Origin of the sequence: Erwinia phyllosphaerae, from assembly GCF_019132875.1 — a bacterium.
GTDB classification, from domain to species: domain Bacteria; phylum Pseudomonadota; class Gammaproteobacteria; order Enterobacterales; family Enterobacteriaceae; genus Erwinia; species Erwinia phyllosphaerae.
The window spans coordinates 162,619-185,728 of sequence record NZ_JAHSPF010000003.1; the positions used below are offsets into that span (position 1 = coordinate 162,619).

The window sequence follows — 23,110 nt, forward strand, 5'->3', positions numbered from 1 at the left end:
GGAAGGTATAAAGTGAAATTTGTTATTGCATATGTCTTGCTATTAACTTCTTGTGCTGCAAGTGATAATTTGGTTAAAAATGAGCAGGTGTTTTACCCGCGTAATGCGTGGCATCTGCGTGCGAGTGGGCAGGTGTCCTTGATTTATGATATAAATCAGAATGGCGAGGTGACGAATATACGGATCATAGATTCCAAACCTTACATGATGTTTGATGAAATTGTTAAGGATTCTATTAGGAAGTGGCGATTTAAGAGTGGTTTACCCAAAAAAGATATTCCCTTAACTGTTAAATTTGAAAGATAAACTTAACCCGCTAATTGGCGGGTTTTTTATTGGCGGAAAAAACATGGCAGCAGGAAAGATTATTTTTATAAACAACTCTACAGCGGTAACAGGTACGGAAACCGGATTTAAATCAGACCTCACTGCGAATGATTTTATTGTTACTGTAATAGGCGGTGTGACTTATACGTTAGGGGTTAAATCTGTCGAGTCAGATACCGCTTTAACACTAAATACAGCATTCAGTGGGCCAACGACATCCGGTGTCGCATGGTCAGCAGTAGCGAACCAGGCATTGGTTGGCATAACAGCACAGCTGGCAGCTGACGTAGCCAAAGCGATCCGTGGTTTAAATCTTGATAAGGCGAACTGGCAGGGCTTCTACACCGCTACTGGCGATATAACTATTAATCTGCCAGATGGAGCGCAGATAACCGGACCGAGCTGGCCCGCTATGCAAAAAACGCTGAACGGCGGCATAAGTGGGCGGGCCGCCAGCGGCGTAAACAGCGATATCACTGAGCTAACCGGACTAAAAACGGCATTATCTGTTGAGCAGGGTGGCACCGGCGCAACAACAGAAGAAGACGCACGTACTAATTTAGGATTAAAAGAGGCCGCTGTACTTGATGTCGGCACGACAGCGGATACGGTCGCTGCCGGCAACGATGCGCGATTTAATACCGTAAATGGTAAATCAGGAGGAAAACTTGGCGGCAGCCTGGGTGTTGGCGGCGCTGGCGATACTGATTTGAGACAGCAGGGTGCCTATCTGTCATGGAATGAATCAGCAGGGACTGGCGCAGGTTCGATCGTAGTGAATCCCGGCGGTGGTACGGGTGGTTTCTGGATAAGGCTGATAAATAATACTAACACTGCTGAAACCATGCGCTATACGTTCGAGCCGAATGGCATATTCAGAGCGCCAAACGGTTCCACATCTGTTAGCAACCGTGTCAGGGCGTTCACTGCCATAGCATCAAATTATTTAGAAGTTGTAGTGGATGATAACGCAAAGGGTATTAATTTTTTTGATTCAGATGAAAATCTGAAAGAAAATATTCAGGATGTCGATCCTGAAAAAGCAATTGATATTATCAGGCTGATACGGCCTGTATCATTTAAATTTATAGATACTGAAAATATAATCGGCTCCACGCATGAATTTGGGGTTATTGCGCAGGAGCTGGAGAAAATTTTGCCCAGTGGCGTAATAACCCTTTCAAATAAAAGTAAGACACTTAATCCGGGAGAACTAATAGGTTTATTACTGACTGCGGTTAAAGGTTTGATATTGAGAGTGGAAAAATTAGAGGTGCAATAAAAATGGCAGAATCAATTCAAATATCAGGTGTGCTCCGTGATCCGCTGGGAGCGATATTGTCTGGCACACGTATTACCATCTCGAGCACAATCAATTCTACATCTGTTCTCAAAAACCAGACTGTAACTGTCGTGACCGACAACGCCGGGAATTATTCATTTTCACTTTTACCCGGCGGCTATAGTGCATCGATTGAATACGCGCGCGGTGGCCGGCAGGCGCTCGGTAAATTCCAGCTACAGACGGGCAGTGAGCCAGGAAGCCTTAACGACTACATATTATATGGCGAGCCGATTCTTGCCGATCCTGTAATTTACAACGCTATCCGCACTATCCATCAGAGTGTCGATGTCTCAGCGAAAGAAGCGCGTACCGGCGCCGATAATGCTGCAGCAGTGGTAACGCGTGCAGAGACGGTGGCGCAAGACGTGACGCAGGCTAAAAAAATTGTGGCCGAAGCTATTGCTACATCAGAGGAACATGTTCAATCCGCCAGTAGTGCGGCTGTCGAAGCTGTGGCGGCGCGGGATGAAGCGTTAGCTGCGGCGAACACAGCACAATCGATAACGGATTCTTCGGGAACGTATTCCAGCGTGTCCGAAGGACTGGCCAACACGCTAAGCGGTGACTATTTTCGCGTGGCGCAGGGAACGGGTAGCGCGGCCAGCTTCATCTTTTATCGCAACAATAAAGGCGAGGCTGAGATTGTCACGTCGCAGGCCAGCGCAAACGCAATCAGCGCGCAAACCGGCACGGCGCTGGCAGAATTTCGGGACAGCAATAACCGACCCTATGCGCGCTTTGACAATAAAGGCGAGCTGCTGCTGCGCGGAATGGAGCGCGGCGTGCGTGAAAGCCTTAACAGCGTCGTACCGCACGTTAAAACCAGCTCATCTTCGCCGCTGCTGGAAATTCAGGACGCCAACGGCACGAAAATAATCTCAATTTCTGGCGGCGGCGATCTTTATATCCCAAAAGTGAAAGGCTCGGTGCAAAGCACGCTATCTGCAATGGCTGCCCAATCCTCGGTAAGCGCAGAAATCATCGGTAATGCGTCTCCGGGTAGCCGTGTTTACGCAGTTTTGCCGGACGGATACGCAGCTGGCGGTTATCAATGGACACGGGACGGCGAGGCGATAGCAAATCAAACTGCCCGGAACTATCTGATCACTGCTGATGATATTGGGCATTCGCTCGGCGTAACTGTCAGCAACGTTGTCAGTGGCGTGCATATAGCTGATAACAACAGTAACAGGATCGGCGGTATTGCACTGGAAACGGCTGGTGCAGCGGATACGATATATGACGGTTACGTTTTATCAGTAGGCGATGACTTTAACAATCTCGATATCATTTCTCCGGCCAGGCCATTGGGCCGATGGTTCACAACACGTACATATCTTAACCCGCCGCGTGGCTCAGATACGTTGTTGGGCACAATGTATAACACTGATCCTTACCACACTGGGCATAACGATTCGAACCGTGGCGTACCCGTTGGTTTTGACGCGATGGCCGTAACCAACGGCGTGCTAAAACTGACTGCGCGGCGCGGCACTGCTTCTGAACTAAAACACGTTCAGGGGAAACGAACAGAGTTAGCTGCGATGGTTTCGTCAGCCGCCGCCTTTGCATTTTACGCGGGCGAAGCGGGCCGGGGCGATGTAATTATTGAATGGATGGCCAGATTTACCCAGGCTGGGAAAAATCCGGCTGGCTGGCACCCCGCGCTGTGGACGCAAAGCTGCCTGCCGTCTTACACGTTTGATTCTGACGAAATGGATATCATCGAGGGCAACAGTAAGGAAGCTTACTCAAACTGGAATCTCTGGGGTTCGGACGGCAGCAGAACGGGCGGCGGATCGCTCGGCGGCGCAAAGGATCTTTTCGATAATGTTTTTCACAAAGTCACTGCAATCCTGAATACGTCCGGCGTAAAAATTTATATCGACGACGTTCTGACTCATACAAGCAGCGTTAACGCGAATTCAAAGTCAGAGCCAGGCTATCTGCTGATGAGCAGCCACGTCTATAACGGCAATTTTGACGGTGATCAATATAAGGCCGCTGAATGGGGTGCGCAGCCGGACGGAGCAACAATCTATGTTGACTGGGTGCGCATCTGGCGACGAGCTGACAGGCTGCACGTCAAACCTCTAGTGGCAATCGATCCAATTTCTGTCGATTACGGGCAGGAAGGAACGATAACGCTCCCGCCTGTTGGAGAATTATGGGGAGTTAATGTCGTTGAGCATGTACAGGTCATTATGGCCGAAGAAAACGAGCCAGGCGGCAGCCGGACAGCCTCTTATAACTGTTTGCCTGACTTCGTCACGTATGATGCAGTAGCGCGCCAGATTAAAATTTTTAGCGGCTACACAAAGTCGGGGCGCCTGAATTTTGTTATTTACGGCTATCTTTCTGACGGTTCAACGTGCGAACCGGTACGCACTTACGTAAATGTCGGTCCCAACATCAAGGTCGATAAAATTACGCTTTCCTCATCATCTACGCAGTTTGATTTATACGCAGCCTGCGACTGCGGTGTGCTCGTGACAGATGATAATAGCGTTAAAAAAATTATCACAGTAACCGGCCTGCCTGCGGCTATTAATTATGAATCTAGTGCTGGGCTGTTAAAACTGAAAACTACAGTACCGGGAAATTATACAGCGGTTGTTCATTGCACAAACAGTGCAGGGCAATCAGCTGAAAAACAAATAACGATTACGGTAAATTAAATGCTCATTTTAAAAAGTAACGTTGCGTTCAGCGGCAGTCATTGCGACCTGCCATTTATTGGCCCGCTCGATGGTTTTAAACCAATGATTGCGCTTTCACTGCGCCGTCTGTTTTCCTCTTATAACGGTCCGCTAATTAATGTCCGGCGTTCGAGTGACGAAACAACCGCTGATATCGGTTTCACGTCAGACGGCGTACTTGATGCGGCAGCGCTGCTTGATTTCGCGGGCGAGGGCGATGCATTTATTACAATCTGGTACGATCAGAGCGGAAACGGAGTCCATGCGACGCGCAGTGTTGCATCCGGGCAGCCACGCATTGTTAAATCAGGTGTTCTGGCGCGTGCCGGTGGCCTACCGGCCGTTTATTTTTACGATAAACGGGCGTTCAGCCTGGCACCACCAGTATCAGGGAAAACACGGCTGGAAGCCGCTGTAGTTGTGCGGCCGACAGCAAGCTCTGCAAAATGCGCGGTATTGCATATCAATATGACGTCGAGCCTGGCTCAGTTCGCCATCGGCGCGAACTACAACAGCAGCGGCAGAATGACACTGATAGCGCGAACGTCAACAGAGGATACCGTCAGCCTGACGTCTTCCGACAGCTTCAGCACGTCCCAGCTAACACAGCTTTACGCTGTTGCGGATTACGCCGTCGGCAATGTGGAACTCAGTCAGAACGGGCGTAGCGTGGCGGCCGGTCAGCTGACAGTTGCAGCGAACATCAGCTCGCCGTCTTCGTCTATTATCGGACTGAGTACGTGGCTTTCGTCGCCGATTACGTATAGTGGTTATATGTCTGAGGTAATTGTGTTTAGTACAGAATCGGGTGATGGTGACGGGATAAGCAGCGAACAGCTTTCCTATTATTCAGTGGTTTGATTGCTAAAAAAATTTTATGAAGGCAGAATTAGTCTGTTGTGTCTATTTTCTGCCTAATAAAAACTACTGGTTTATTAAAGAACTTTAGCGTGATTAACTTCTTCTTTAACTATATAGTCTATGGATGTTACATCTTTAATTGGTATTTCTGTTATTTTGTTTTTATCATTTCCGCATATAAATATGTATTCGCTAGAACGGAAAACCAGTTTTGCATCATTGATTGCTTTATCACCTATGTGCAAATCTATAGAAGAGTATCCGCCGTAGTTGATAGAGGATAATATTTTTTTATAATTACCTGAATCTAAAAGTAAAAAAGGTGAAATAATCATGAAAAGCAAAGTCATGATACTTAATATAGCCTTTCTGTGTGGGAGGAATGGTGAGCTTATTAATACTGGGTAAATGACAGATAAAAAAGGCAATATAATATAAGCTTTTAGGGGAGGAGATTGTGAGCTAAAATATACGATAAAGCAAGAAATAACCCCCATAAAAATTGAAATTAATATAATGAATTTAACATCGATGGGACGGTCGGGGGTAGGCTTAACCAGATTAAACAAAAAAATTCTAATCTTATTGCCAGCTTCCTTATGAAGTTGTATCTTTTTTTTATGATAGCCTTCAAGCTTAATAGTGAATTTTTTCATGAAATGAGAAAAGGCAAACAATAATAAAAAAAGTAATGTAGCCCCCATCATTGTCAAAAAAGTTACACTTGATATAGCAATAGTAATAAAAGGCGATCCTTCAACAGGTAGCCTGAATCCATTCTCAATTGAATACCAATACATTGCCACCTTATTTATTATAGCGAAATAAGTAGTGCCACTTAACGCAGTTATTAATGAGGAAATGACTAACTTTACAGGTGTGGCTAGATTAAAAAAAGACATTATCTTTTCTTTATTCATGTAAGGCCTTATGGTTTTTGTTTAAAGTGAGTTTATTCATGGTTGATGTTATTTTTTTTACGACAATAGATTACCATAAGAATTTTTAATTGGTAGCTGAGTGCAGTTGATTATGGATTTTTAAGATTTATGCCATAAGATATAAGTAATTAATGAATGGATTTCATATATTTTAAATTCTGTATAATTAAAAAAGCATATAAAAGATATTGTTCTTCCCTTCAGGGGAACAGGAATCACCGTGCCGTACTTAATATTTTTAATGAAAAAAGTGGTGCCGCCAATCAGAGAATCATTAGCACATTACACGATAAAATCGGTTATCAAAGTCAAATTTTTTTCACGCATAATCAACCAGTTACAATTTGAATATAACGTCATGCCAACCGAGAAAAAGTTTACTTTATTCCTTTTTTATCAGAGAATTACAAACATTTCTTTTAGCTAATGCTGCACTAAATCGGCTGGATATTCAACCAGCGATAAGTTGTAAAATGACGTGCAGCTCGTTGGTAGCTTTCCAAATGTCATCATGTGTATCGCCATCCCAATCCGGTGTCATTATTCTTTCTGCTCGCAGATACATTATTCGAATATGTATCTCAGCTATCTCATTGCGCCCACACTGAGCAGCTATACGTTTGAGAGCCTGCTGGGATGTAGGCTCCCAAGGTTTAAGGCCGAGTCGTTCCCGGATAAAAATTTTCGAGAGTTTTGTAGTCATAATTTAATCAATGAAAACTTGGCCCGGTGGCTGGGAAGTCATTTTATAATCTCTTTAATGAAAACTTCTTTAGGCTAATATTTTCTATCTGATAGCCTTAACCTGTATGTGATAGTTATATCTACTCTTACTGCAAGTTTACTTGCAAAATCAGTTGGTTTTACATTGGCAATAACGAGATCCAGCTATCATAACCTACGCTTACCAATTGTCATTTATGGCAATTTATTCAGCCTGTTCATTTATACAGCGGATGCGACTTGCAAAATCGGCTGATAAGCCCGTAATTCATTCTTCTTGCCAAAAGCTTCTGTGTTTATGTACTGTATATAAAAACAGTATTATAGAGAGAGCATATGGCACGCTATGATGACATCGGGACGGCATATAGGGAAAGCATCAGAATCAGCATGGCAGGGCGCAGGACAGTAACGACAGTAGATTTCGTACAGGCATTGGCACGATACAATCACATCTGGACGTTAAAAGAGGCGAACGAGTGGATCGAGCAGTATCAATGGAATTTTAAAGACGTGTCAACAGAAGAGGGAGAGCAAAGGACCTTTCAGCTCTACAACATAAATTAAGGATATTGTGCCTAGCGTTTTGAAGACATGAGTCTGTTAGCCAAATGCAGACTCGCATTTTAAAAAATAATTTAGATTTTCTCTTCCCCAAAACTAGTGCTAAGTTACTGTTTATTCATAGGTGTTTAGATAGCAAATAAAGCATGTTTCTCAGCTGTATATTGAATTTAAAACTAATTAAATCATTAGCTTAACGCAATTTCGCTTAGATACTGCTGCGTCACATGGGCTGGTTCGAAGCCGCAGACCTGATTGTTAAAGGTATGGAAGGCGCGATTGCTGCCAAAACCGTTACCTATGACTTCGAACGTCTGATGGACGGCGCTAAACTGCTGAAATCTTCAGAGTTTGGCGATGCTATGATTCAGCATATGTAAGCTGCTTCTTGCAACACTAAGCCAACACGATTGTTGAAATTGTGTTGGCTTTTGATAGCCTGCTAGCGGTTATCAAAATTTTATCAAAACCCGCCGTTTTAAAGCGCAACAAGCAACCATTCCTTGCCCCGATCGTCATGATATCTGTCGGTCTGTCTTTGCGATTTATGACCCAGTAAAAGTCTGGTATCCACTCCCTGTTCCCTCGAGAACTGTTCAGACAGCGAACGCTGTTCATGAAACGTTGCCGGCGTCCCTTCAGCCCGGGCAATATTCGCTTTGTCACGAGCCTTATTGAAAGTCGACCGGTTACGAATGAGCGTTTAGCGAATATGGTAGTGAAGCTATCAGAAGGCGAGCCGGACCTGACCGAAGATTTCGGGCTACAGCTATTAAAGTAGCATCAGGCCCGACCATTGCCGGGCCTTGCCTGAATCAATCGTATAGCCAGCGGCCTGCTTTTGCTGATTCAGCAAACATTGCAATTGTTAGTGGCTTCCGGGATTGCTTTACGGATTTTTTGGTAAACCATTTTCGGAAAAACCATGGGATTTCCCAGGGGAAATAATTTTCAATATTTAATACAGATACGTCGATACCGAATTTATCTGCATATCTGTCTATCGCCTGTGCCAGATCCTCAACTTCTGCATATTCTTGCAGGATGGTGTCTGGCTTCAGCTGAACGGGTTTCAGGCGTAGAGATGTTACCAGAGGCAGTTCTCTGCGGAAGAAATCCAGAACGTCTTCATCAGTCACCATATCTTGTCGTTTCCTCTGGCTATCCGGTTGTAGTTCGTGGTCGCCCTGAATGCTATTATTGCTATATCAGATGCACAGACTGCTCATCCAGGCACCGGAACGGTTCGTCCGACGAAAGCGCCAGGATTGTTAACAAATTTGGGCTTCAGGGTTCTGAGGCTGGCATTAGTAAATGTCGGTAGGCGGAACGGCAGCTCTATATTTAGATAACGACGCGAGGTTTCAGAAACTATTGAAGTACCCTTGGTTGCGCCTGCGAATTTACCTCTTGTCGGGCGAGTAGGTTGTCCCAGAATGACACCGGCCGCCGCTACAATGTCAGACACACCGAATTGTTCATGTACAGCATCAAGAAAAATCTAGAAAAACAATTCCCCCGCCGAAAGGTTGAAGACTCCTTTGTAGAAATAGGTTCCGTTTAACTCTTCAACAGTATCCATAACTTGTCCTTAAGTTGATAAATTTCCGACTACATGATGAAAGATTTTGATTATTACGTAAACACATGATCGCGGCCTGCAATAGTATCGCTTGCTTCTGTCGATAGGGTCTATCACTGTATATAAAAACAGTAATTGAGGGCGTATGGCGTGCTACGACGACATCGGCAGCGCATACAGATAAAGCATCAAAATTGACGGGAAAGGGCCAGAACGGTAATGACTGTCGATTTTGTGCAGAACCTGGCGCAATACAATTATATCTGGACGCTGCGCGAGGCGAACGAGTGGATTGAAATCTACCAACTCGGTTTCAAGGACGTTTCGACTGAAGAGGGCGATCGCCGGACGTTCCAGTTGTTCAATCCAAACAACGGCGGATTTTGAAGAATTCGCCGCAGATATTTATTCTCCAAAACTCATAGCAGTCAGCTGATTTTAGAGCGGTTTCAAGACACTAATTGTGGAGTAAATCCCTGCATAAAGTATAGGGAAAGTCTGCGCGTATCAGGAACATAACACTACTTTGCAAAAATACTGCTGGGTCACATGGGCTGGTTCGAAACCGCAGACCTGATTGTTAAAGGTATGGAAGGCGCGATATAAGGTTTGCCATTATAGAGTTTGTATTCAAGAACAATTCTGAATTTTGACGTAGGTAAAGCTCAGTGCTTCCTTTTTTAAGGTAAGTAATAACCCGGTAACTGACAGTATGGTCAAACGCCAGCGTTCGGAAAGGATAAATGCCCCCACAATTTCTATGCTGTGAGCACTGGCGCGCATAGCAGCTGTTATAGCTCATTCAGCTGTATCAAGGTTGGTAAAGTACTTGCCCCCTTAGAAAGGGCCAGATTTGAACAGACAAGATCGGAGATGTAGTGGTCTTATAAACATAAAATATTTAAGCCCTGGCATAATCGCGGGGGGAGTTATTGTTTGCATTTTATTAGTACGGCCTTCACCTTTGCCAGGTTTAAGGTTAAAGTTCTTCTTTTCTCAAGGAGGGGCTATGAAATTATTAGCTTTTATTTTTGTATTATTGGCTAGTCCATCTTTTGCCGCCATCAGTAACCCTCAAAAAGCTGCTCAAGATTTATGCGAAATGGAATGGCAAATAACCGATAAGGCTATGGCAACCGATGCAAATATTTCGTATATAGTTGACGGAGAGGTCAAAAAATTCAAAAAATCTGGATATTCATTATCAGATTTCAAGATAGATGAAACTGATTTTGTGAAAGTTTCTATTGAAGGGGCTGAAGGGTTTAGAAAAATGCAAGAAGGAATGACAACTCCTTATTCTGAAGCCAGAAGTTTCTTCAGACAGAGAATGATGCCGATTTGTATAAAAAATGTTTTGGGAAATATTTATAAAGATAGTCAGGATATAAATTAACTTTAATACCTCAAAGGCTCACTTCGGTAGGCCTTTTTTATTTCTCTTATAACACAGCCACCCGCTCATGAAGGCGAAGCTATGAAAATGCCACATAGAGCCCCGGCACCTATGGCCTATTGGCCTCGGTGCTCATTATTTTTATGTCTATATGGGGCAGACTGATTAAATATATTTTTAGATTTACAGGAAAAATCCAGCGTGGAGCTGGATCGCTGCTCTTGCGCAAGTTGTCGTGCCAGGTTTTGCCGGATTGATGGGCAGACTGCGCGTGATGGAATCGCGCCTCAGCATCTATTACACGCTCGCTGCCGCTGGCATGTCCGGGACAATGGGATCTGCGGCGCTAAATTATTTCTGGGAACGTCTGACAGGGATAAAAAAAAGAAATAAAGCTTAGTTTGCCGTCAGTACAAACTATACCAGTAGCGCAGAATGACACTGATAGCACGAACGTCAATGGATGATACGGTAATGACGTCTTCCGACAGCTTCAGCACATCCCAACTAACGCAGCTTTATGCTATTACAGATTATGCTACGGGAAACGTTGAACTCAGCAAGAACGGACCCGGTGTAGGAACGTTGACAGCAGTGCCGATTAGCTCGCCGTATTAGTCTATTATCGGGCTAAGTACGTGGTTTCCATCGCCGATTACGTACAGTGATTATATTTCTGGAGTGATTGTTTTTAATGTAGAGTCAGGAGATAGTGAGGGGATCGGTAACGAGCAACTTTCTTATTATTCGGTGGTGTAATTCATCGCAATAAAGGAAAGGTTATGGAAACGGATTTCACAGAACAGGCACGCGATGCTGTATGCCAGTTGTTCGGCGAGGCCGCTATTCAACTGCTGGCCGCGGGGCAGCCGGTCACAAATGAGAGCATGGCAAAGATGATTCGACAGCTATCAGACGGTGATCCGGATTTAGCAGAAGGGTTTGCTTTGCAGATACTTAAATAACAACAGGCCCGGCATTGCCGGGCTTTATATCATTTGGGTTTTTTCTTAAAAAGATAATCGCTAACGCAAAAGGAAATAACCAGATAGATAAAAGTAGTAACATGAAAATAATCAGGCCAGAAGTTGGCTGCAATCATGGCGAAGATTACAGTTGTACATAGCGGCAAGTATATTCTCGTAATTATTCTTATTAAATCTTGCCAAAAAACCCCTAGCATTTTTTTCATGATGTAATCCTTAAAATATTACTCGCTATCTCTTGATCTGTGAGGAATGATCTGCCAAAGTTATCAACTCTATTGATTAAGGGTTCAATAAGAAAATAAAGCATTTCTAATTCTTCTTGATAAAGCGCAGAATAATAAATTAAATTTCTCTTTTTTAGCCTTTCTGCTGCATTCGCGGCTTTTTGGACATAACCGTATAAATTTGCAGTTAAAACAGCTCTTCCTGTCCACACAGTGGTGGCGCTATCGATAGCAGCGCGCATATCAAAACCTGAACTCACAGCAGAAGCAATAGTATAACTAAAGGAAAGTTTTGTTAATGTTGATGTTGTAATCGATGAACCATTTCGTGCTAATATTCGCGTAATATTTCTGATTCTTTCATCGGATAAGCCTCTTACCATTTGGTCAACAAATATAGTGACCATTTCATTTATAACATTAGAGTTTAGGTTTTTTATTATTTTAATAAGCGCCTTGGCAAATCGTATATCTTCAATTTTTTGTTTTTCACAAACATCTTTATAGTTTTCAAAAAAACAAGAGGAATACCATGTCAGACGCTGGATTCCACTTTCAATGAGTTTAGCTTGCTTTAATGCTTCTTCTTTTGTTTTGTGTATGCTTTTTTCCAATAGTAAAGATAAATACCTGTCTGCTTCAAGTTTCTCCGCTAGTAATACATTATGTGACATTTTTACAATCCTTGTTGTTTTTCATAGATCTGCTGATGGGGACTCACAACATACACAGCAGAAACATATGGTTATCTATTAACCACAGTTATAATGTGTTCATGTTGTCGTTGTGTAAACAAATAATCCAGATAAGTTACTTGCCATTTCAAGTCCACCTAAATACTGTATATAAAAACAGTTTACTGGGAAGGCAGCTATGGCACGCTATGATGACATTGCAGCATACAGAGAAAGTATCAGGATAAGCTCGCAAGGACGCCGGACAGTCGCTACCGTGGATTTTGTGCAAAACCTTGCTAAGTTCAATCACCATTTCACGTTGCGGCAGGCTAATGAATGGATCGAGATCTACCAGTGCAGCTTTAAAGATGTATCGACGGAAGCAGGCGACAGGCGAACATTCCAACTATTAAATCCAAACAATGGTGAATTTTGAAGGATTTGCCGCGGATTTTATTCCCCAAAACTCATAGCAGTGAGCTGATTTTAAAGGGGTTTCAAGACATTAATTGTGAAGCACATCCCTGCATAAAGCATAGGTAAAATCTATGCTTATCAGTAACATAACACTACTTTGCAAAAATACTGCTGCGTCACATGGGCTGGTTCGAAGCCGCAGACCTGATTGTTAAAGGTATGGAAGGCGCGATTGCTGCCAAAACCGTTACCTATGACTTCGAACGTCTGATGGACGGCGCTAAGCTGCTGAAATCTTCAGAGTTTGGCGATGCTATGATTCAGCATATGTAAGCTGCTTCTTGCAACACTAAGCCAACACGGTTGTTGAAATTGTGTTGGCTTTTGATAGCCTGCTAACGGTTATCAAAATTTTATCAAAACCCGCCCTTTTAAAGCGCAACAAGCAACCATTCCTTGCCCCGATCGTCATGATATCTGTCGGTCTGTCTTTGCGATTTATGACCCAGTAAAAGTCTGGTATCCACTCCCTGTTCCCTCGAGAACCGTTCAGACAGCGAAGGCTGTTCATGAAACGTTGCCGGCGTCCCTTCAGCCCGGGCAATATTTGCTTTGTCTTGAGCCTTACTGAAAGTCGACCGGTTACGAATGAGCGTTTAGCGAATATGGTAGTGAAGCTGTCAAAAGGCGAGCCGGACCTGACCGAAGATTTAGCGCTACAGCTATTAAAGTAGCATCAGGCCCGGCCATTGCCGGGCCTTGCCTGAATCAATCGTATAGCCAGCGTCCTGCTTTTGCTGATTCAATTAACATTCCAATCGTAAAAGCTGGCACGGCTACAGGAGGTTTTTTTTTGAATGGATTTAATGATAACGGCTTTTGGGGATAATATGTATTAATATCAAAATTTAGCTTTTTAACTCTACATTGATTAAAGTATATCTCCATCAACTCTTCAGCCTCACTATCGTCCAGTTTTAAATCCGCATCAATATCGGTTTCAGCAGTCAATGATAGCTCTTTTAATCCGAATCCGGTGAACGCCCCCACCAACTCAAATATTTTACCTTCAATGTTATCTACCATATTTTATCACTACCTCTTGCAATGCGGTTATAATCTATCATTGTACGATATGTAATTTGCGATACGTCAGACGTTAAAATAAGCCAGCCCATCACAGGAATCGTGCGTCCTACAAATGTCCCTATATTTGCAACCATTCTTATTTTTAGACTTTTGGGATTGGTAATGTGACCAATTAATGTTGGCAGCTTAATCATGTATGGGAACTTTACATTTTTAAAAACACGACGTGAAGCTATTGAGGCTCGTGACGTATTCACAATCGTGCCACCAGGCTTGGTTCTGGTTGGGATATCATTTCTGCCTGAAACTATTGCGATAACCGCTCCTGTATCAGCTATCGTTAAACCCAATTGCTCGACAGTTTTTTCACAAAATATCATGAAAAGCAGCTCACAGGCAGTAAGATTAGATCTACCTGCGTAATAATATGTGTTATTCAGTTCTTCAACAGTATCCATCACTCATCCTTAAGCTAATAGTTGTATCGGAGCTGTCAATATGGATTTTTTTCGAGGTTACGTAAACACATAATTGCGGACTGCAACAGTATCGCTCGCTTTTGGTAATGGGCATTACCACTGTATCTAAAAATAGTTGTGTGGGAAGGCAGCAATGGCGCGCTGTGATGACATCAAAACAGCTTACAGAGAGAGTATCAAGATAGCCCGCGCGGGCGACGGATGGTTACGACCGTTGATTTTGTACAGAACCTCGCTTAGTTCAATCACCATTTCACGTTGCGTCAGGCTGGTGAGTGGATCGAGATTAAGCATCTGCCACTTTCTTGCGCAGCTTTGTAAAGGAAGTAAGGGCTTTTCTTCATTAACCGAGCAGGGTATAGACCCGAATCATAATGCCTATGAAGGCAACAAGCAGTTGGGAAAAACTAAGCGAGGTGACGGTTATATATCAAGAGGAAGAGGATTCATACCAATCACGGGTCGTTATAATTACGATAAAACTGGCGAAGATTTATACAAAGATTTGATTCATCATCCTGAAATTTTAGCCAGTGATATAATACTCGCCCTTGATTCAGCAGGTCTTTTCTGGACGCAGCATGGGTTAAACAGGCTGGCAGATAAAGATGATATTGTGGCAATGACACACAGGATTAATGGTGGTGAACATAGATTACCTGACAGGCGTTTATTTTAGCCCAAGAAAAGGCTGTAATGCTTTAACGTGATTACTGCAATATCCGCACACAGCCCAAGGAAAAAAAGATAGTATAAGTATACATAATATCAGTTAACGCAATATTAGTTTTTTCTAACATTAGCGTACTATCTTTTCAAAGTGGGATTTTTTCGAATGCGTCGCCTGTAAACTATAAGCCTGTGAGCTTAACGTAAGATAAAAGTTGACGTTAAGCTATTGACATAAAAGATTTGGGAATGAAGCGGCGACTCCCAGATAAAAGACCGCCCCAGATAAAAAGCTGCCAGGTTGGTGACTTCGGCTTAGACCCGGCCATTGCCGGGCCTTGCCTGAATCAATCGTATAGCCAGCGGCCTGCTTTCGCAGACTCTGCAAACATTCGCACAGTAAATTCTGGCCGATTTTTGAGTTTTTCTTTTTTTAATTTTTTACCATTTATAAGTTGCTTAATGAATGGAATTCTTACTATTGGACAGTAATAATTCATATCTATTACTGATACATCAATTTTAAATTTTTTACCGAAATCTTCTATAGTATACGGTAATTCATCTGGGGCCGCATAATCCTGCAAATGCGTATCAAGTTCAAGAGGGACTGCTTTCCCTTTCCAGTTAACAGGTATAGAAAGATCATCACGGAAAAACTTCAAAACTTCTTCATCCGTCACCATATTTTATCCTTACCGCGTGCAATACTATTATAATCACGAACTGTTTTATATGAAATTTTTGACATGTCTGAAGCCAAAATCATCCACCCCACAACGGGGATAGTACGGCCAGTAAATGTCCCTATTTTAGCAACCATTCTCAGCTTCATCGTCCGGGGTGTATAGCCACCAATAAAGGTCGGCAACCTAATTCCATAGGGAAATTTTGCATTTCCGAAAACTCTACGCGACGCCTTAGATAAGCGCGAGGTTCCCTCGAGCGCATCACGCGGTTTTGTTCGCGTTAACTGATCGTTCCTGCCTGCTAAAAGAGCAACGACTGCACTAAAATCCGCGATGCCAAGGCCCAATTGCTCGACAGTTTTTTCACAAAATATCATGAAAAGCAGTTCACAGGCAGTAAGATTAGATCTACCTGCGTAATAATATGTGTTATTCAGTTCTTCAACAGTATCCATCACTCATCCTTAAGCTAATAGTTGTATCGGAGCTGTTAATATGGATTTTTTTCGAGGTTACGTAAACACATAATTGCGGACTGCAACCGTATCGCTCGCTTCTAGTAATGGGCATTACCACTGTATCTAAAAATAGTTGTGTGGGAAGGCAGCAATGGCGCGCTGTGATGACATCAAAACAGCTTACAGAGTGAGTATCAAGATAGCCCGCGCGGGCGGCGGATGGTTACGACCGTTGATTTTGTACAGAACCTCGCTTAGTTCAATCACCATTTCACGTTGCGTCAGGCTGGTGAGTGGATCGAGATTTACCAGCGCAGCTTTAAAGACCTGTTAACGAAAGAAGGTGGCGGGCCTGTTCAATCCTTTGCCGTGGTCATCATTACATTTGTCCGTCTTTTTTTGTGATTTTTAGCCCACGAGTTTTTGAATATCAATTCCCTGTTCTGTTTCACCAAAAGGCGGCGATAAAAAAGTCTCCTTCTGTAAGGACAGCATGCGTCGCCGCTGGTCACGCGAAAATGCTTAAAACAGACCTGCCTGGAAGATCTTCGAGAAACTTGAATACTGCTATTTCAGATGCGTTTCCTGTGCACAAAAAAGCCGTTTACCGGCAAATAGAGATTATGACAGTAAAACTTTGATCTATCTGCGTTGTGGGCTTCCAGTAGCGAAAAAAGATAGCTTATTGAACTATCTCGACTTGCTATAAAGCAGGCACAAAAAAACGGCTGGTAGCCGGTCTTTTTTGAAACTGCTCCTGAGAGGTTTAAATATAGCAAGCAAGCTTTGATAATAGAGCGATCTGCTATGGAAAAATATGAGGGCTGCGCTGGTCGGTCGCAGTTTCTCGATAAGGGAAAGCGGATGACAGGGATCCGAACCATTATAAAACTGGTCGTCGTAATCATCGTCTGAGTGATGCGATTGGTTACCGATAAAAATAATTGGCGAAACGTAAGTAAGGCGCACCGATGACACCAATCAGCGCGCTTTTGATATTTTTTTTGCCTGTTTACCGAAGCGTTGTCAGATAGTTATATATCCCGTAAAGCTTTAACCCAGATAAGTAAAAATTTAAACGCTGCCGCATGTAGTTTACGACTTAAGAAGGGAAGTAAACCGCTCTTCAATCTATTTTATAAATTTATAGTTAACGATTGCGATTAGTACAGCAGTAATAAAAACCTGGAATATGTTTTTTATTGTCCAAAATTCCTCAGTGGAAAAGTATTTAAAAATTGAATTAACAATAATAAGAATTACGGCGCTTAAAATAGCCCATTTAATTTTGTGAGTTACCACCAGCAAGTTTCCCCATACTGAAGTGCTGCTATTGTCGCGCCTGATGCAGCTCCAACGGCCCAGCTCGCAATAGCTTCAACGCCGGATATCGTTACGCCATCGCCAAATGCTCGTGGCATATCTGGGGTTATGGCACTCATAAAAATTCCCTTTTGAATAAATGTTGAGAGTTCGGCCTGTTAAAGCGGTTTTTTATATTAAATATCGTAATTTTTTTCTGTGATGATTATCAAAAGTTCGCAGTGAATTTAAGATTTTAAATGGGGGGCGAATTTTTCCCGGTTGCATGTGCCTGTACCCATCCGACTTATACGGAAAATCGCCAGTTTCTCCGGTGTAAAAACATATCGAAAATGACCCATAAAATTTGTGATTAACCGGGTTTAGTTGTTCTCAACATTAAATAGGTTGTCATAGCCAACATCGAGGGAAATTAGTCAAGGTTTTTCATGTAAATAATTGCGAAATGGAAAAAACTTGTGGAGCACGGGTTTAATTCAAAAGAAATTGCTTTTCTTAAGAATCGGGTAGAGCGTGATGCGACGACATATCAGGCGATTTTGATTGGCCTGAGGAAAAGGTTTATCGGATGCATTTTTTATTGGTTATGCTTATTTATTTTGGTTGGGGTTATTTTATTAGAGAAAAAGCTGGTTTATTATCAACCTCTTTAACATTAGTCTTCTCATTTATTTTTTGATACCTGGTGCCGTTGAAGTCAGGTGCCCGATTTTATTTTTTATCAAGAGAAATGAATAATTATTTCGTTCGTTAATATTCGATATTGAAAATTAGCTTCCCGTTCCCTCTCAATACTGTGTTTAAAAATGCGTATAAAAATTCAGGGGTAAATTAACGGCGATTTTACCTACGCCACTCCTGCCACAATAAATCAGTGCGCGATAAACAAAACTCATAGCTGAATAAGTATTAGTGATTTTATTTTTCCTCGAAACATACGGATGGTATTTTTCTTCGTTTTATATCCGAGCAGTAATGGGATAACGCTCACAAAAGATTACGGAATCGCTGTTGTCTATTTTATTTTTAATATATTTCTAAAAGGCACCATCAAAAAAACTTTCTTTAAAAAAGCTTCTCTTTTTGTTTCTTATAGCCAATAGCAGGTGAAAAATGAAAACAGGATGGTATAGCGAACTCACCGGAAATGAAAAAAAGACCTGGTGGGCATGTTTAGGTGGATTCGTCCTTGACTCCATGGACAGCACGATTTTTGCGCTGGTGATGCCAATTTTATTAAGCCTGGCCATACTGACTAAATCTGAGGCCGGTATATTAGGCTCCGCATCGTTAATCGGTAGCGCGCTTGGAGGGTGGAGCTCGGGTATGCTGGCCGATCGCTGGGGCCGCATACGCGTCATGCAGCTAACGGTATTATGGGTTGCCTGCTTTACGGCACTTACTGCGCTATGCGGCGAGTTCTGGCAGTTTCTTATCGTTCGTTTTTTACAGGGCCTGGGCTACGGCGGAGAAGTGGTCGTTGGAGGAGTACTAATCAGCGAAGTTATTCGCGCCAGCTATCGTGGACGGGTTGGGGCATCGATTCAAAGTGGATACGCAATTGGCTATGCCATTTCGCTGGCTGTTTTACCTGTTTTACTGAACTTTTTCCCGCAGGAAACGGCATGGAAAGTGTTCTTTTTTATCGGCATAGTGCCTGCGGTTTTAGTGTGGTTCATTCGTCGTCTGGTCCCTGAATCACCCGTTTTTTCAAGGGCAGATAAAAAATCTGGCAAAGTCACAGAGATATTTCAGTCCGGCCATCGTCGTATTACCGTTACGGCAACAGTCCTGGCAAGTGGAATATTTGGCGGGGCTTACATAATGATCACCTGGCTGCCAACCTATTTACGTATGGAGCTTGGCTTGCCGGTAGTATCTATGTCCGGCTATTTAGCGATAAATATCCTTGGTTCGTTAGTCGGGCCATTTCTTTACGGCAGGCTAAGCGATAAATTTGGCCGCTGGAAAACTATCATACTGTTTCTGCTGTGCCAGATGGCGGTGGTCAGCGTTTATATGTTTGCCAGCTTCAGCTTAAATATCACGCTTGTACTGGGGTTTTTCCTGGGTGCTTTGCAGGGCGGTTTAGCTTCAGGTCTGGCACCCGCTTTTTCTGAACTTTATCCAACGCATATTCGCGGTAGCGGGGCTGGTTTTTGCGCCAGCTTTGGACGCGGCTTTGGTTCATTAATGCCTGCTCTGGTAGGAATTGCGTCGAGTCATTTTGCTTTAGGCTATTCGATGGGCATACTGGCGATTGTGTCATATTGCACTGGAATTATTGCCGCGCTGTGTCTGCCAAACGTAACTGGCATTAATCTGACAGAAGTCGATTAGCCATTATTGATGCGGAAGGGTGACTGAATATTTTCCAGCAAAAAGCCCGCTCATAAGAGCGGGCTTTTTTAAATTTGGCTCCTCTGACTGGACTCGAACCAGTGACATACGGATTAACAGTCCGCCGTTCTACCGACTGAACTACAGAGGAATCGGTTGATGGAGCGCATAGTAGCGAGGGTGGTTCGCCGTGTCAACAGGAAAAAAGTTTAACGCTTTCAACTGGCTATCTTTAAAACAACCGGCACGGTTAATGTACGATTTCGTCATTACTCACGCGCTTTAGCGGCTCCTGACGGTAAAAGCGGCAGAAATGCTGATAAAGCGCTGGAAAACGTTCTTCCAGCAGCTCGGGCGCGCTGAAAAAATATTCTGACAGTACCGCAAAACACTCTGCCGGATCGCTGGCCGCATAAGCATCAATCGTGGCGGCGCTTTCGCCAACCAGATCAATTTCATCCTGAATAGAAGCCATAGCCGCGTGTAAATTCTGCTCCCAGGCGGCCACGTTACGTAACGGCATAGCGGGAACACCGTTAGCATAACCGCTGCCACGGCTATCCAGCTTGTGTGCAACCTCATGGATAACCAGGTTATAGCCGGAGAGATCGAAAGAATCCTGCACGTCCATCCAGTTGAGCACGATTGGTCCCTGCTGCCAGCTCTGGCCGGAATGCACCATGCTTTCACGATGTACCAGACCAAATTCATCCTGCCACTCGTCGTCCACAACGAAAGGTGCCGGATAAATCAACACCTCGTGAAAGCCATCCAGCCATTCGTAGCCAAGGTTGAGAACCGGCAGGCAAAACAGCAGCGCCAGACGTGCTGACTTCACGTCATCCAGCACAAACTCCTGTAACGCTACCAGCCGTTTTTGCTGCAGGAAACGCGCCGCCAGCAGGATCAGCTGCTGCTGCTCGGCCTCATTCAATGCCCCGAGCAGGGGAATGGCCATGGCTTCTCGCCAGGGCATTTCATCAAACGTTGCCTCTGTGGCCCTCAACCATTTGATCATCGCGCCACCTTTAAGGGCAGGATTACACCCGTTTGAACTCGATCACCCAAACCCAGGGATTAACTTCCCAACTGGTGCCACCATACTGTAATGCCCACTGTTTGCGCCAGGCATCTTTTGGTGAAACGACTTCGCTGTGCATGGTGAAAAAGTTATTTAAAAAGTGGGAGTCGGTCTGCACGCCTTCGGCCAGCACGTCGTCATCGCTGATATCCTGGATTTTTTCGACGCGAATGCCGGTAATCATCAGATCGATACGGCTGGCCCAGCGCGGCATATGAATGCCTGCCTGCCAGCCGAAATGCTCATCTTCCTCGCCCGCGCTGGAAAACTCGCTGGTATCCGCGCGGTAGCGGCACCAGGCCGATGATTTAAACTGGGCCGGATTGCGTTCATATTCGGCCATCGCATCGGCAGGCACTACCGGGCCGCGCCAGGTTTCCCTGACCCACAGCCGGTCGCCAGGCTGACCGTAAGGGCAGTGGTAGCTTAAGTTCTCCATGCCCATTACGCGGTCGCCCTGTAGGTGATTGTTCAGTACGTCAATACCGTAGCAACCTTCGTGGTTATCCTGACCTGGGCCAAAGAGTTGTGACTTCATAATACGTCGGGTCTGGGTCTGCTGACCGGAGAGGAGCGCGCGCACCCGTTGATCGCTAAACAAAATCGGGCGTTCTTTCATAATTTGACCCCTGTTACTTATTAGTGAAAACACCGTTCACAGCCATCAGACGAAAGGGCAGCCCGGGCTGCTCTGTGTTAAAAAAGTGCAGTAAGAGTAAAGCAAACATTAGCTGTGCTTGTTTATTTTTGGACCAGTTGTTTACGCCCGTTTTCTTTGTTACGCAGGCGGTAAATTACTGATCTGACCGGCCTCTGGATATCGGCAAAATGCTGACATCGTCAATTTGAGATATGTCGTCTTTACAATCCCTTACAGTCATTATAGCGCAACATAATCTGGCGCTTTTGGTGATTTGCAAGATAAAAACAACGTGCCGCTCGGCTTTGATTCTAACTTACTGTGCGGCAAAATGCCGATAACTAATTGCAAATACTACATTATAAATATTTAACCATTTGCCTAAAAACAAGCCAGCTCGCGCTGGATGATGAAGTGAAACCTGTTGTGAAAGCGTTAAAATTAACGTTATAACCATGAGGTGGACGATCTCTTGCCTCGCAGTGAAGAGACTTAACTTACTGACGTTTCGACAAGTCCAAACTATAAGGAGAAGTCTATGTCACTCGCTCACTGGCAAACACGTTTTGAGAACTGGCTGCATGCCAGCTGGCCGCAGGATGATAAAGCGCATGACGTGGCGCATCTGCGACGCGTCTGGCTAACGGCACAGCGTATTATGAAAGGGATGACGGTCGATGAGCTGGTTGTGCTAACCGGCTGCTATTTTCACGATATCGTCAATCTGCCCAAAAACCACCCCGAGCGCCATCTGGCTTCGGCGCAGGCGGCGGTAGAGACGCGGCGTATTCTGCGCGAAGAATTCTCCGACTTTCCTGAAGATAAATATGAGGCGGTGGCGCATGTGGTTCACGCGCATAGCTTTAGCGCGGGCGTCACAGCCCAAACGCTGGAGGCAAAAATCGTGCAGGATGCCGATCGTCTCGAATCGCTGGGCGCTATCGGGCTGGCGCGCGTGTTCTATGTATCCGGCGCGCTGGGCCGCTCGCTGTTTGATAGCGCCGATCCGTTAGGCAAAGAGCGTCCTTTAAACGATACCGAGTGGGCGCTCGATCATTTCCAGAAAAAACTGCTCAAGCTGCCGCAAACGATGCAAACCGTTGAGGGAAGACGCCTGGCGGAGCACAACGCCGACTTTCTGATAACCTACATGGCAAAACTTTGTGCGGAATTAAAAGGGGAATTTTGCGAGCTGGATCCGGATGTGCTGCGGGAGTTTATCGAGGCGCGAGAGAAATATTAAATTTTTGTGACAGTATAGTTAAACTAAATTTTTCAGGCTACCGTGTGGCAGACATTTATCAGGAGAATCAGTATGAACGATACCGTCAGCTTAACTTTAAAAATCGATCCCGCGCTTAAAGAGACGTTGAAAAACCTGGCGCAGGAAAACCAGACTTCCCTAAGCCAGGAAGTTAGCCAGCTTTTACAGCTCAGCCTTGCTGCGCAGCAGCAGGAACCTGCCGTCGATAATCAGAGCGTGCCGGAAGAAGCCGACGCGCAGCTGAGCGCTAGCGAGCTTAAGCAGGTTCGTGCGCTGCTGAAAAAATCTAAGAAAAAGAAATAAGCATGGCGGTTTCCCCTGATTAGCGCATCA

The 23,110-nt window shown here is 44.3% G+C and carries 24 protein-coding genes, 1 tRNA gene and 5 pseudogenes; 16 read left to right on the forward strand and 14 right to left on the reverse strand.

The genetic code is table 11. The features are described from left to right. Window positions 1-12 precede the first annotated feature (12 nt). From KUE00_RS06630 to KUE00_RS06645, 4 genes are read left to right on the forward strand one after another with little or no spacing between them, the layout of a single operon-like run. On the forward strand, window positions 13-306 hold the full coding sequence (locus tag KUE00_RS06630) for a TonB family protein (RefSeq protein WP_246758891.1): 294 nt from the start codon (window positions 13-15) through the stop codon (window positions 304-306). A 43-nt stretch (window positions 307-349) separates the two neighbouring features. Continuing rightward, window positions 350-1,609: a tail fiber domain-containing protein gene (locus tag KUE00_RS06635; RefSeq protein ID WP_246758892.1), complete on the forward strand. Its 1,260-nt coding sequence runs from the start codon at window positions 350-352 to the stop codon at window positions 1,607-1,609. Window positions 1,610-1,611: 2 nt separating this feature from the next. Further along, a complete protein-coding gene (locus tag KUE00_RS06640) occupies window positions 1,612-4,350 on the forward strand; it encodes a prophage tail fiber N-terminal domain-containing protein (RefSeq protein ID WP_246758893.1) in 2,739 nt (912 codons plus the stop codon). Further along, window positions 4,351-5,232 carry an arabinofuranosidase catalytic domain-containing protein gene (locus KUE00_RS06645; RefSeq protein WP_246758894.1) on the forward strand — a complete coding sequence of 294 codons (882 nt, stop codon included), beginning with the start codon at window positions 4,351-4,353 and terminating at the stop codon, window positions 5,230-5,232. It abuts the gene before it with no gap. Window positions 5,233-5,306: 74 nt separating this feature from the next. Here KUE00_RS06645 and KUE00_RS06650 read toward each other — a convergent pair whose 3' ends face one another. Next, window positions 5,307-6,152, reverse strand: a complete 846-nt coding sequence (locus KUE00_RS06650; protein WP_246758895.1) for a hypothetical protein — start codon at window positions 6,150-6,152, stop codon at window positions 5,307-5,309. 1,080 nt (window positions 6,153-7,232) lie between these two features. On the opposite strand from KUE00_RS06650, the gene KUE00_RS06655 reads away from it, so the two are divergent. Then, complete coding sequence (locus tag KUE00_RS06655) at window positions 7,233-7,463, forward strand: DNA polymerase V (RefSeq protein ID WP_246758896.1); 231 nt, start codon at window positions 7,233-7,235, stop codon at window positions 7,461-7,463. 209 nt (window positions 7,464-7,672) lie between these two features. After that, a pseudogene (locus KUE00_RS06660) lies at window positions 7,673-7,840 on the forward strand (NADP-dependent isocitrate dehydrogenase); the annotation flags it as partial. 98 nt (window positions 7,841-7,938) lie between these two features. On the opposite strand, the pseudogene KUE00_RS06665 reads toward KUE00_RS06660, so the two are convergent. The 3 genes and pseudogenes from KUE00_RS06665 to KUE00_RS06675 form a co-directional block, all read right to left on the reverse strand. Next, window positions 7,939-8,139 (reverse strand): annotated as a pseudogene (locus tag KUE00_RS06665) (site-specific integrase); the annotation flags it as partial. A 136-nt stretch (window positions 8,140-8,275) separates the two neighbouring features. Then, on the reverse strand, window positions 8,276-8,602 hold the full coding sequence (locus KUE00_RS06670) for a DUF1493 family protein (protein ID WP_246758897.1): 327 nt from the start codon (window positions 8,600-8,602) through the stop codon (window positions 8,276-8,278). Next, a pseudogene (locus tag KUE00_RS06675) lies at window positions 8,596-9,042 on the reverse strand (STM2901 family protein). Before KUE00_RS06675 ends, KUE00_RS06670 begins: the two are co-directional and overlap by 7 nt. 219 nt (window positions 9,043-9,261) lie before the next feature. Here KUE00_RS06675 and KUE00_RS06680 point away from each other — a divergent pair. The 4 genes from KUE00_RS06680 (at window position 9,262) to KUE00_RS06700 (ending at window position 11,403) form a co-directional block, all read left to right on the forward strand. Then, on the forward strand, window positions 9,262-9,429 hold the full coding sequence (locus tag KUE00_RS06680; protein WP_425523566.1) for a hypothetical protein: 168 nt from the start codon (window positions 9,262-9,264) through the stop codon (window positions 9,427-9,429). Window positions 9,430-10,051: 622 nt separating this feature from the next. Further along, window positions 10,052-10,438 carry a hypothetical protein gene (locus KUE00_RS06690; protein WP_246758899.1) on the forward strand — a complete coding sequence of 129 codons (387 nt, stop codon included), beginning with the start codon at window positions 10,052-10,054 and terminating at the stop codon, window positions 10,436-10,438. A 256-nt stretch (window positions 10,439-10,694) separates the two neighbouring features. Beyond that, window positions 10,695-10,838 carry a phage holin family protein gene (locus tag KUE00_RS21900; protein WP_343215880.1) on the forward strand — a complete coding sequence of 48 codons (144 nt, stop codon included), beginning with the start codon at window positions 10,695-10,697 and terminating at the stop codon, window positions 10,836-10,838. 382 nt (window positions 10,839-11,220) lie between these two features. Next, on the forward strand, window positions 11,221-11,403 hold the full coding sequence (locus tag KUE00_RS06700) for a hypothetical protein (RefSeq protein WP_246758901.1): 183 nt from the start codon (window positions 11,221-11,223) through the stop codon (window positions 11,401-11,403). Window positions 11,404-11,626: 223 nt separating this feature from the next. On the opposite strand, the gene KUE00_RS06705 is transcribed toward KUE00_RS06700, so the two are convergent. Beyond that, window positions 11,627-12,325, reverse strand: coding sequence for a hypothetical protein (locus KUE00_RS06705; RefSeq protein WP_246758903.1), 699 nt, complete (start codon window positions 12,323-12,325; stop codon window positions 11,627-11,629). Window positions 12,326-12,524: 199 nt separating this feature from the next. Between KUE00_RS06705 and KUE00_RS06710 the strand changes: the two genes are divergently transcribed. Next, entirely contained in the window at window positions 12,525-12,764 is a 240-nt protein-coding gene (locus KUE00_RS06710; RefSeq protein WP_246758904.1) for a DNA polymerase V, read from the forward strand. Between the two features lie 140 nt (window positions 12,765-12,904). After that, a pseudogene (locus tag KUE00_RS06715) lies at window positions 12,905-13,078 on the forward strand (NADP-dependent isocitrate dehydrogenase); the annotation flags it as partial. A 98-nt stretch (window positions 13,079-13,176) separates the two neighbouring features. On the opposite strand, the pseudogene KUE00_RS06720 reads toward KUE00_RS06715, so the two are convergent. The 4 genes and pseudogenes from KUE00_RS06720 to KUE00_RS21835 all read right to left on the reverse strand — a co-directional run. Next, window positions 13,177-13,377 (reverse strand): annotated as a pseudogene (locus KUE00_RS06720) (site-specific integrase); the annotation flags it as partial. A gap of 136 nt (window positions 13,378-13,513) precedes the next feature. Then, on the reverse strand, window positions 13,514-13,831 hold the full coding sequence (locus KUE00_RS06725) for a DUF1493 family protein (protein ID WP_246758905.1): 318 nt from the start codon (window positions 13,829-13,831) through the stop codon (window positions 13,514-13,516). Beyond that, window positions 13,825-14,292 (reverse strand): STM2901 family protein, encoded by a 468-nt coding sequence (locus KUE00_RS06730; RefSeq protein ID WP_246758906.1) that lies wholly within the window; start codon window positions 14,290-14,292, stop codon window positions 13,825-13,827. The genes KUE00_RS06725 and KUE00_RS06730 overlap by 7 nt, the downstream gene beginning before the upstream one ends. 183 nt (window positions 14,293-14,475) lie before the next feature. Continuing rightward, window positions 14,476-14,607, reverse strand: a complete 132-nt coding sequence (locus KUE00_RS21835) for a hypothetical protein (RefSeq protein WP_281434548.1) — start codon at window positions 14,605-14,607, stop codon at window positions 14,476-14,478. Between KUE00_RS21835 and KUE00_RS06735 the strand changes: the two genes are divergently transcribed. Next, window positions 14,585-14,992, forward strand: coding sequence for a glycoside hydrolase family 19 protein (locus KUE00_RS06735; RefSeq protein WP_343215881.1), 408 nt, complete (start codon window positions 14,585-14,587; stop codon window positions 14,990-14,992). The two genes, KUE00_RS21835 and KUE00_RS06735, sit on opposite strands and share 23 nt — an antisense overlap. Before the next feature lie 337 nt (window positions 14,993-15,329). Here KUE00_RS06735 and KUE00_RS06740 read toward each other — a convergent pair whose 3' ends face one another. Then, a complete protein-coding gene (locus KUE00_RS06740) occupies window positions 15,330-15,668 on the reverse strand; it encodes a DUF1493 family protein (RefSeq protein ID WP_246758908.1) in 339 nt (112 codons plus the stop codon). Next, window positions 15,662-16,126, reverse strand: coding sequence for an STM2901 family protein (locus KUE00_RS06745; protein ID WP_246758909.1), 465 nt, complete (start codon window positions 16,124-16,126; stop codon window positions 15,662-15,664). Before KUE00_RS06745 ends, KUE00_RS06740 begins: the two co-directional genes overlap by 7 nt. Before the next feature lie 2,439 nt (window positions 16,127-18,565). Between KUE00_RS06745 and KUE00_RS06750 the strand changes: the two genes are divergently transcribed. Next, window positions 18,566-19,792, forward strand: coding sequence for an MFS transporter (locus KUE00_RS06750; RefSeq protein ID WP_246758911.1), 1,227 nt, complete (start codon window positions 18,566-18,568; stop codon window positions 19,790-19,792). 75 nt (window positions 19,793-19,867) lie between these two features. On the opposite strand, the gene KUE00_RS06755 is transcribed toward KUE00_RS06750, so the two are convergent. From KUE00_RS06755 to KUE00_RS06765, 3 genes are all read right to left on the reverse strand, one after another. Then, window positions 19,868-19,943: transfer RNA gene (locus KUE00_RS06755), tRNA-Asn, on the reverse strand. A gap of 99 nt (window positions 19,944-20,042) precedes the next feature. Then, window positions 20,043-20,810 carry a DgsA anti-repressor MtfA gene (mtfA, locus tag KUE00_RS06760; RefSeq protein WP_246758913.1) on the reverse strand — a complete coding sequence of 256 codons (768 nt, stop codon included), beginning with the start codon at window positions 20,808-20,810 and terminating at the stop codon, window positions 20,043-20,045. Between the two features lie 22 nt (window positions 20,811-20,832). Further along, window positions 20,833-21,492, reverse strand: a complete 660-nt coding sequence (locus tag KUE00_RS06765; protein WP_246758914.1) for a hypothetical protein — start codon at window positions 21,490-21,492, stop codon at window positions 20,833-20,835. 559 nt (window positions 21,493-22,051) lie between these two features. Between KUE00_RS06765 and KUE00_RS06770 the strand changes: the two genes are divergently transcribed. Together KUE00_RS06770 and KUE00_RS06775 are read left to right on the forward strand one after the other, a co-directional pair. Next, entirely contained in the window at window positions 22,052-22,756 is a 705-nt protein-coding gene (locus KUE00_RS06770; protein ID WP_246758915.1) for a phosphohydrolase, read from the forward strand. A gap of 72 nt (window positions 22,757-22,828) precedes the next feature. Further along, complete coding sequence (locus tag KUE00_RS06775; protein WP_246758916.1) at window positions 22,829-23,080, forward strand: DUF6364 family protein; 252 nt, start codon at window positions 22,829-22,831, stop codon at window positions 23,078-23,080. Window positions 23,081-23,110: the final 30 nt, after the last annotated feature.

Excerpts from the sequence above, each read along its gene's own strand:
- KUE00_RS06635 (WP_246758892.1), top strand. The coding sequence starts at position 350 with ATGGCAGCAGGAAAGATTATTTTTATAAACAACTCTACAGCGGTAACA.
- KUE00_RS06640 (WP_246758893.1), top strand. The coding sequence starts at position 1,612 with ATGGCAGAATCAATTCAAATATCAGGTGTGCTCCGTGATCCGCTGGGA.
- KUE00_RS06645 (WP_246758894.1), top strand. The coding sequence starts at position 4,351 with ATGCTCATTTTAAAAAGTAACGTTGCGTTCAGCGGCAGTCATTGCGAC.
- KUE00_RS06650 (WP_246758895.1), bottom strand. The coding sequence starts at position 6,152 with ATGAATAAAGAAAAGATAATGTCTTTTTTTAATCTAGCCACACCTGTA.
- KUE00_RS06655 (WP_246758896.1), top strand. The coding sequence starts at position 7,233 with ATGGCACGCTATGATGACATCGGGACGGCATATAGGGAAAGCATCAGA.
- KUE00_RS06670 (WP_246758897.1), bottom strand. The coding sequence starts at position 8,602 with ATGGTGACTGATGAAGACGTTCTGGATTTCTTCCGCAGAGAACTGCCT.
- KUE00_RS06680 (WP_425523566.1), top strand. The coding sequence starts at position 9,262 with ATGACTGTCGATTTTGTGCAGAACCTGGCGCAATACAATTATATCTGG.
- KUE00_RS06690 (WP_246758899.1), top strand. The coding sequence starts at position 10,052 with ATGAAATTATTAGCTTTTATTTTTGTATTATTGGCTAGTCCATCTTTT.
- KUE00_RS21900 (WP_343215880.1), top strand. The coding sequence starts at position 10,695 with ATGGGCAGACTGCGCGTGATGGAATCGCGCCTCAGCATCTATTACACG.
- KUE00_RS06700 (WP_246758901.1), top strand. The coding sequence starts at position 11,221 with ATGGAAACGGATTTCACAGAACAGGCACGCGATGCTGTATGCCAGTTG.
- KUE00_RS06705 (WP_246758903.1), bottom strand. The coding sequence starts at position 12,325 with ATGTCACATAATGTATTACTAGCGGAGAAACTTGAAGCAGACAGGTAT.
- KUE00_RS06710 (WP_246758904.1), top strand. The coding sequence starts at position 12,525 with ATGGCACGCTATGATGACATTGCAGCATACAGAGAAAGTATCAGGATA.
- KUE00_RS06725 (WP_246758905.1), bottom strand. The coding sequence starts at position 13,831 with ATGGTAGATAACATTGAAGGTAAAATATTTGAGTTGGTGGGGGCGTTC.
- KUE00_RS06730 (WP_246758906.1), bottom strand. The coding sequence starts at position 14,292 with ATGGATACTGTTGAAGAACTGAATAACACATATTATTACGCAGGTAGA.
- KUE00_RS21835 (WP_281434548.1), bottom strand. The coding sequence starts at position 14,607 with ATGCTTAATCTCGATCCACTCACCAGCCTGACGCAACGTGAAATGGTG.
- KUE00_RS06740 (WP_246758908.1), bottom strand. The coding sequence starts at position 15,668 with ATGGTGACGGATGAAGAAGTTTTGAAGTTTTTCCGTGATGATCTTTCT.
- KUE00_RS06745 (WP_246758909.1), bottom strand. The coding sequence starts at position 16,126 with ATGGATACTGTTGAAGAACTGAATAACACATATTATTACGCAGGTAGA.
- KUE00_RS06750 (WP_246758911.1), top strand. The coding sequence starts at position 18,566 with ATGAAAACAGGATGGTATAGCGAACTCACCGGAAATGAAAAAAAGACC.
- mtfA (WP_246758913.1), bottom strand. The coding sequence starts at position 20,810 with ATGATCAAATGGTTGAGGGCCACAGAGGCAACGTTTGATGAAATGCCC.
- KUE00_RS06765 (WP_246758914.1), bottom strand. The coding sequence starts at position 21,492 with ATGAAAGAACGCCCGATTTTGTTTAGCGATCAACGGGTGCGCGCGCTC.
- KUE00_RS06770 (WP_246758915.1), top strand. The coding sequence starts at position 22,052 with ATGTCACTCGCTCACTGGCAAACACGTTTTGAGAACTGGCTGCATGCC.
- KUE00_RS06775 (WP_246758916.1), top strand. The coding sequence starts at position 22,829 with ATGAACGATACCGTCAGCTTAACTTTAAAAATCGATCCCGCGCTTAAA.